Here is a 7,632-nt window from a genome sequence, read left to right on the forward strand (position 1 = left end):
ACGATGGCTGGTTGGGGAGCCGCCGGAGATCAAAGCGAAACGAAAGATATAAGATCGGCCGCGACGCCGGTAACCTTCGCCGGCACGGTCGGGCTGTTCATGGCCGCTGCCAAGCCATCGATGGGAACCGCAGTCCTGTTTCTCAGCCCCTGGGGCTTCGAGGAAATGTGCGTTCGCAAGTTCTGGCGGATACTGGCGGAAGATCTTGCCGATCTCGGCATAGCCAGCCTGCGTTTCGACTATGCGGGCACCGGCGACGCACTCGATCCTGCCGATGAAGGCGAAGGCTTGACGCTTTGGGAGGAAACGGCGCTTGCCGCTGCCGCCGAGCTGAAGTCGCTCTCCGGCTGCGATCGCCTGATCCTCATCAACCAGGGCCTCGGCAGCGCCATCGCCGCCCGGCTGGCGGAACGCCTTACCGGCATTGACGGCATCGCCTTTCTTGCACCCGTCGTCTCCGGGCGTGCCCATTTGCGCGAGCTGACCGTCTGGTCGAAGATGATCGACGAGAGCATGGGACTGGCGGAGGCGCAAAGGCAGACGGAAGGGGTCACCGTTGCCAGCCTGCGCATGCCCGACACCGTTGCCGACGCCGTCAAGAAACTCAATCTGATGAGCCTCGCCGGGCTTGCCGCACCGAACTGCCTTGTGCTGACAAGGCCCAACCGCCCGGGCGATACGGACTTTGCCCGCCATCTCGATACATTGGCTCCCAATGTCGTCCAGGCAACGTATGAAGGCTATGACGAACTGGTATCCAACCCCACTATCGCCGTCATGCCGACAGCGACGGGCCGCACGATCGTGGGGTGGACAAGGTCGATCGCCGGCCCATCCCGCCCGGCGGCATCGATCAGTTCAGAGACGGCGAGTGCTGCACCTCTCGCCGGCGACGGCTTTCGCGAGACGCCGCTGCGTTTCGGCAAAGGCCTGCGTCTCTTCGGCATTCTCTGCGAGCCCGAGGGCAAACGGACAGGCGCGACGGCACTGCTGCTGACCACGGCCTATGACAGGAATGCCGGCTGGGGCCGGATGTCGGTCACCATGGCGCGAGCGCTTGCCCGCGACGGCATTGCCTCACTGCGTTTCGACACCGCCAATGTCGGCGACAGCCCGCCGCTTCCCGGCGCACCGGAGCAGGTGCTCTATTCCAGCAAACAATATCGCGACGTCGCCGAGGCTCTCGATCTGCTGGAGGCACGCAAGCTTCTGCCAGCCTTTACCGTCGGCCGCTGCAGCGGCGGCTATCTGGCTTTCCAGGCAGCCGTGCACGACATCAGATGCAAGGGCCTCGTGACGGCGAACCCCTACAGCTTCTCCTGGGACGAAAGCCGATCGGTCGACGAAGCCCTGCGCTTCGCGCCGCGATCGCTTGAAACCTACGGACGGAAATTCCTGCAGGTGGAAACGCTGAAGCGGCTGCTTGGCGGCCAGATCGATGCGAAAAGCGCTTTGCGCAACCTGGCCACCGTCTTGGGCCGGCGCGCAGTGCGATCGGGCCGCCGGCTGCTCGGCTTCTTTCCCTTCCTCGCCGGTGCTCAAGGGCCCGTCGTCAACGGCTTCCGCACGCTTTCCAAACGCCGGGTCGACATGTCGCTGATCTACAGTGCCCACGACATCGGCCTCGATCATCTCCGCGAACAATTCGGTCAAGACGCCTGCGGCCTGAAGCAGTTCCCCGACATACGCCTCACCATCATTCCCGAAGCAGATCACAATCTGACCCCGCCCAGCGCGCGCAGCATATATCTCAGCGAGGTGAAAAAGATGGGATTGAGGCTCGGCAAGGCATGATTCTCGACCCCGATAATCGCTGGAAATACTCGCCATATCCGGCACTTGCTGTATAGTTGCTCCATGAGGCTCCTGATCGTCGAAGACAACCGCGAACTGGCGTCCTGGCTCGGCAAAGCGCTGCGTCAGGCACAATATGTCGTCGACATCGCCTATGACGGCGAGGACGCGGAGCACATGCTGAAAGTGGCAGCCTATGCCCTCGTCATCCTCGATCTGTCGCTGCCGAAAATGGACGGATTGACGCTGCTGAAGCGCCTGCGCCAGAGCGGCAACAAGGTGCCTGTCATCATCCTGACGGCCAATGCCAGCCTCGACGGCCGGGTTGCCGGCCTCGACAGCGGCGCCGACGATTATCTCGCCAAGCCTTTCGAGATTGCCGAGCTCGAGGCCCGCATACGCGCCGCTGTCCGCCGCGGCCACGATCGCGCCGCTCCCGAGATCGCCGTGGGTGACTTGGTGTTCGATGGCGGGACGCGGCAATTCTATCTCGCCGGCGAAATATTGTCGCTGACGCCGCGCGAGCATGCCGTGCTCGAACACCTCGTCATGAAGGCCGGAACGACGGTGACTAAGACCACGCTGTCGGAAAGCGTCTTCGGCTTCGACGATCTCGCCGATACCAGCGCCATCGAAATCTACGTCCACCGCGTCCGCAAGAAGCTCGAAGGCAGCACCGTGCAGATCGCGACGCTGCGCGGCCTGGGTTACCTCCTCCGCCATGCGCAATGAGGATGCTCCCCCGCCGAAAGGACGTCTGAGGCGAGCCATGAGCGCGGTGACGAGCAGCCTGCGGGCGCAATTGTTCGCCTGGGTCGTGCTGACACTGATCGGAGCGATCTGCGTCAACCTCTATCTCAGCTTCCGGACCGCCGACGCGACGGCCAATCTCGTCACCGACCGCACCCTGCTCGCTTCGGCGCGTGTGATCGCGGAGGCCGTGCGTGTCGATGCCAGCGGCAGCGTGCAGATCGATATCCCGCCTGCCGCATTGGAAATGTTCGACACAGGCTATGGCGACCGCGTCTTCTACAAGGTCGTAACTGCATGGGGAAACCTCGTGGCCGGTTTCCCGGATCTGCCTCGGCCGAAGCGCGACATGATCGGCGAAGACAGGACGTTTCGGACCGACGGCGTCCGCATGCTGATGTTGAGCCATCCTGTGGTCGGCCTCGATCAGGACGGTACGATTTCCGTCGCCGTTGCCGTCACCCACAACAGCCAGTATGCCATGCGCCGCAGGCTGTGGCTGTCGGACTTCACAAAACAGCTCGCGCTTGTGCTGCTTGCCGGCCTGGTGACGATCATCGGCCTGCAGCGCGGCCTCACTCCCGTGCTGCGGCTGCGTGACGCCGTTCGCGAGCGCGGTCGCCAGCGCCTGGATCCGCTGGACCCCCATATGGTGCAGAACGAGCTTCGGCCGCTCGTTCACGCCCTCAACGATCACATGGAGCGCGTGCAGAACCAGATGGCGGCGCAACGCCGCTTCGTCTCGAATGCCGCCCATCAGCTGCGCACGCCGCTCGCCCTTATCTCGACACAGGCAAGCGTTGCCGCACGCGAGACGGATGATCGCAGCCGAGACGAAGCGCTGGCCGCATTGCGCTCCAGCACGCGGCATGTGACCCGGCTTGCCAGCCAGCTCCTGACGCTTTCGCGCGCCGAACCCGGCAGCCGGCGGCCGCGGAACGACACGATCGATCTCGCTGAAACGGCCCGACGGGTGCTGGAAACGCTTGCCGAGGAAGCCTTGCGCCGCAACATCGATCTTGGGCTCGAGACAGACGAAACGCCGGTGCGCATCGAAGGCGATGGCACCATGCTGCGCGAGATGCTGGTCAATCTCATCGACAATGCGCTGCGCTACACGCCGACGGGCGGTCGGGTCACGGTCGGCATCAGCCGGGAAGGCGCTACGGCTCTGCTATGGGTCGAGGATAATGGACCGGGCATTCCCGAAGCCGAGCGCGCCCAGGTGTTCGAGCGCTTCTACCGCATCATGGGCACGGACCCGGAAGGCAGCGGCCTGGGGCTTGCAATCGTCCGCGAAGTGGTCGACGGCGCCGGCGGCTCGGTCACGCTTGGCGACGCGGCCGGCGGCGGGCTGCTCGTTAGCGTGCGGCTTCCTGCCATTTGAAGGTGTAGGCGGCGGTAATCACGGGATAGTCCTTCTCCCCGCGGGCGGGGAGAGGGTTAGGGTGAGGGGCTTTTCGCAGAAGGCCGTAAAAGCACCTCTACAGCTCTTCCCATGCGAAACCGATCATAACTCTCCCGCAAGTCGATAGCCCGCGGCCCCTCACCCCAGCCCTCTCCCCGCCTGCGGGGAGAGGGGGCCTCCGTGCAGACCAACAAAAAAAGGCCGGGCAAGATGCCCGGCCCTGGCCTTGGGAGGTGCCAGTAATTGGCGGCTTAGTGCGTGTCGAGGCTCTGCTGCGGACGCCAGCGGGTAATGCGGTTCTCGATGAGCGTCATCACATATTCGGCGCCGAGCGTGACGACCATCACGAGGATGATCGCGGCATAGAGGCCGGCCGCATCATAGGTGCCCTTGGCGATCGAGATCAGGTAGCCGATACCGGCCAGCGATCCCACGAACTCGCCGACGATGGCGCCGATGATGGCGAAGGAGAAGGAGATGTGCAGGCTTGCAAAAATCCAGCTCATCGCCGAGGGCAGGATGACGTTGCGGGTGACCTGCCAGTTCGAAGCGCCGAGAATGCGGGCATTGGCGATCATGTTGCGGTCGGCTTCGCGAACGCCCTGGAAGGCATTGGCGAACACGACGAAGAACACCATGATGAAGGCGAGCGCCACCTTGGACGGCAGACCGAGACCCATGATCATCACGAAGATCGGCGCAAGAACGACACGCGGGATCGAGTTGATCGCCTTGATGTAGATCGACAGGATGTCGGAAGCCAGCTTGTTGCGGCCGAGGGCGACACCGACGAGAACGCCGGTCACCGAGCCGATGACGAAGCCGATCAGCGCTTCTTCCATGGTCACGCCGAGATGATACCAGAGCGGGCCGCTCTCGGTGCCCTCGGTGATCCAGTCGCGGAGGCGCAGCGCAATGCCATAGGGGCTGGAATAGAAGAACGGATCGATCCAGTGCAGATCGGAGGAGAGCTGCCAGAGGCCGAGGATGCCAAGCAGAATGCCGATCTGCCAAGCCACGACGACGTATTTGCGGCGTGTCATCGCCTTCAGTGCTGCGGCTTCGATTTCCGCGTCCGAGGTGCCGGCGCGGAAGATCGGAGCATTGCCTGCTTCGAGAGCTGTGTTTGCCATGATCAATCCTCCCTTATGCCGCTTCTGCGGCACGGCGATAGCTGGTTTCGACCTCTTCACGCAGGTCGTCCCAGATCGTCTTGCAATAATCGATGAAGTTCTGCTCGTAGCGGATTTCCGAGACGACGCGTGGGCGCGGCAGGTCGATCGTATAGACCGATTTCACCGTGGCCGGACCGGCTGTGAGAACATAAACCTTGTCGGCAAGGGCGACTGCTTCTTCGAGATCGTGCGTCACGAAGACGACGGAAGCCTGACGTTCAGCCCAGAGCTTCAGAAGCTCTTCATGCATGACCGTGCGGGTCTGCACGTCGAGCGCCGAGAACGGCTCGTCCATCAGCAGGATTTCCGGCTCGTTGATGAAGGTCTGCGCCAGCGAAGCGCGCTTGCGCATACCGCCGGAGAGCTGATGCGGATAGTGATGCAGGAACTTCGAAAGCCCGACGCGAGCGAGCCAGTCCTTGGCGGTCTTTTCGGCCTCGGCCTTCGACTTGCCGCGGAACAGCGGGCCGGCCATGACGTTTTCGATGACATTCTTCCAGGGGAAGAGCGCATCCGTCTGGAAGGCGAAGCCGACGCGCGGGTCGATGCCGTTGACCGGGCCGCCCATCAGGCGGACCTCGCCGGCGCTCGGCTTGGCAAGGCCGGTGACGAGATTGAGCGTCGTCGACTTGCCGCAGCCCGTCGGTCCCACAACGGCGACGAATTCGCCGCGCTCGACGGTCATGTTGAAATCGCGAAGTGCGGTCAGCGACTTACCGGTCGGCGATACGAAGCGGCGGCTGACATTGATGAGCTCTATCGCCGGGGTGCGGCGTTCATCCTGTTGCATATTGCTGATCCTGACGCGTGCCTTCGGGCGTGCACGCAAAGCCCGGTGAACTGCCGCCTCCGGAACCGGCCGGAAGCAGCGGCATGACTGCTTACTTGACGTTCTTCACGAATTCCGTCGTATAGGTCTTCGACAGGTCGATCGTCTTGCCCTTCACGTTCTTGGAGAACTGCGAGAGCACGGCGAGAACGGTCTTCGGACCATCTTCCGGCATCACGCCATCGGCCGTGAACATTTCCTTGCCGGCGTCGAGAGCCTTGATGTAGCCGTCCTTGTCGCCGACGTAGAAGTCCTTGGGCATCTTGTCGGCAATTTCAGCGGCAGAATGGGTATGAATGAAGCGCAGCGTCTTGACGAAGGCGTTCGCAAGCTTCTGAACCTCTTCCTTATGGGCATCGACCCATGCGGCATCCATATAGAGCGAAGCCGCCGGATAGGTACCGCCGAGCGCTTTCTCGGTGCCCTTGAGCGTACGCAGATCGACCAGAACCTTGGCCTCGCCCGTCTTCAGTAGGCGCGAGATGGTCGGTTCGGTGGTCATGCCCACCTGGATGGCATCCTGCTGCATGGCGGCAATGAAAGTCTGGCCTGCTCCGACCGGAACGGGCGTTACATCAGCCGGCGAGAGGCCAGCCTTGGAAGCCATGTAAAGCGTCAGGAAGTTGGTGGAGGAGCCGAGGCCGGTGACGCCGGCACGCTTGCCCTTCAGATCGGCGAAGGACTTGATGTCCGGATACTTGGCCGAAACCAGCTCTACTTCGCCCGGTGCCTGGCTGAACTGCACGACGGACTTGATGAACTTGCCCTTGGCCTGTAGGTCGACACAGTGATCGTAGAAGCCGACGACACCCTGAACGGCGCCTGCCAGCAGCTGGTTTTCGGCGTCGACGCCGGCGGATTCGTTGAGAAGCTCGACCTCGAGGCCTTCATCCTTGAAGTAACCGAGGGATTCGGCGAGCTTGGCCGGCAGATAGATCTGCTTTTCGTAGCCGCCCACCATGATGGAGATCTTGTCAGCGGCGTTGGCTGCCGTGGCAGCGAAGGAAGCAGCTGATATGACGAGGGAAAGGGCTACGGTATGAAAAAACGTGCGCGATGGACGCATCAATGTCTCCTCCTATTTAGATCGTTGCGCCATGCGACGCTGCAGAAAAGGCGCTTCCTCCACGAAGCTCAGCGAACCTAACGTAGGTTACCTTTCAGTCAGCTTTCAGCACGCAACCCCTCCAAGGCGACATTGCAATTTTATTACGTGGACGCCGGCGGCACAGATATATGGCCGCCGGCGCTTGTCTTCTGTTTCCGGATCAGACGTGAAACCCACCCCCGGTTAAGACCGGGAACGATGCTCCGCGCTATTTGGCGTTCTTGACGAATTCGGTCGTATAGGTCCTCGCCAGGTCGATCGGCTTGCCCTGGACGTTCTTGGAAAATTCGGAAAGCACGGCCAGAACGGTTTTCGGACCATCTTCCGGCATCACGCCATCGGGCGTGAACATCGCCTTGCCGTTTTCGAGCGCCTTCACATAGCCTTCCTTGTCACCGACATAGAAGTCCTTCGGCATCTTGTCGGCAATCTCGGCGGCCGAGTGGGTGTTGATGAAATGCAGCGTCTTGACGAAAGCATTCGCAAGCTTCTGCGTTTCCTCCTTGTGATCCTTGACCCACGCTTCCTGCATGTAAAGAGACGCGGCAGGATAGGTTCCGCCCAGCGC

The 7,632-nt window shown here is 62.1% G+C and carries 6 protein-coding genes and 1 pseudogene; 3 read left to right on the plus strand and 4 right to left on the minus strand.

The window, feature by feature from the left end; translation table 11 throughout:
- The first annotated feature begins 3 nt into the window (after positions 1-3).
- From GA0061102_RS28595 to GA0061102_RS28605, 3 genes are all read left to right on the plus strand, one after another.
- Positions 4-1,794 (plus strand): alpha/beta fold hydrolase, encoded by a 1,791-nt coding sequence (locus GA0061102_RS28595; protein ID WP_092855518.1) that lies wholly within the window; start codon positions 4-6, stop codon positions 1,792-1,794.
- A 63-nt stretch (positions 1,795-1,857) separates the two neighbouring features.
- A complete protein-coding gene (locus tag GA0061102_RS28600) occupies positions 1,858-2,526 on the plus strand; it encodes a response regulator (RefSeq protein ID WP_092855520.1) in 669 nt (222 codons plus the stop codon).
- 37 nt (positions 2,527-2,563) lie between these two features.
- A complete protein-coding gene (locus GA0061102_RS28605) occupies positions 2,564-3,931 on the plus strand; it encodes a sensor histidine kinase (RefSeq protein ID WP_425348572.1) in 1,368 nt (455 codons plus the stop codon).
- Between the two features lie 272 nt (positions 3,932-4,203).
- Here GA0061102_RS28605 and GA0061102_RS28610 read toward each other — a convergent pair whose 3' ends face one another.
- The 4 genes and pseudogenes from GA0061102_RS28610 to GA0061102_RS28625 all read right to left on the minus strand — a co-directional run.
- Positions 4,204-5,085 (minus strand): ABC transporter permease, encoded by an 882-nt coding sequence (locus tag GA0061102_RS28610; RefSeq protein WP_092855523.1) that lies wholly within the window; start codon positions 5,083-5,085, stop codon positions 4,204-4,206.
- A 13-nt stretch (positions 5,086-5,098) separates the two neighbouring features.
- Entirely contained in the window at positions 5,099-5,917 is an 819-nt protein-coding gene (locus GA0061102_RS28615) for an ABC transporter ATP-binding protein (protein WP_092855525.1), read from the minus strand.
- Between the two features lie 91 nt (positions 5,918-6,008).
- Positions 6,009-7,022: an ABC transporter substrate-binding protein gene (locus tag GA0061102_RS28620; protein WP_092855527.1), complete on the minus strand. Its 1,014-nt coding sequence runs from the start codon at positions 7,020-7,022 to the stop codon at positions 6,009-6,011.
- A 250-nt stretch (positions 7,023-7,272) separates the two neighbouring features.
- Positions 7,273-7,632: pseudogene (locus tag GA0061102_RS28625) on the minus strand (ABC transporter substrate-binding protein); the annotation flags it as partial.

It is taken from the genome of Martinezella miluonensis (assembly GCF_900094545.1).
GTDB lineage: Bacteria > Pseudomonadota > Alphaproteobacteria > Rhizobiales > Rhizobiaceae > Rhizobium > Rhizobium miluonense.

Bases quoted from the DNA above. Each gene is read 5' to 3' on its own strand.
- GA0061102_RS28600 (WP_092855520.1), top strand. From the start codon at position 1,858: ATGAGGCTCCTGATCGTCGAAGACAACCGCGAACTGGCGTCCTGGCTC.
- GA0061102_RS28605 (WP_425348572.1), top strand. From the start codon at position 2,564: ATGAGCGCGGTGACGAGCAGCCTGCGGGCGCAATTGTTCGCCTGGGTC.
- GA0061102_RS28595 (WP_092855518.1), top strand. From the start codon at position 4: ATGGCTGGTTGGGGAGCCGCCGGAGATCAAAGCGAAACGAAAGATATA.
- GA0061102_RS28615 (WP_092855525.1), bottom strand. From the start codon at position 5,917: ATGCAACAGGATGAACGCCGCACCCCGGCGATAGAGCTCATCAATGTC.
- GA0061102_RS28610 (WP_092855523.1), bottom strand. From the start codon at position 5,085: ATGGCAAACACAGCTCTCGAAGCAGGCAATGCTCCGATCTTCCGCGCC.
- GA0061102_RS28620 (WP_092855527.1), bottom strand. From the start codon at position 7,022: ATGCGTCCATCGCGCACGTTTTTTCATACCGTAGCCCTTTCCCTCGTC.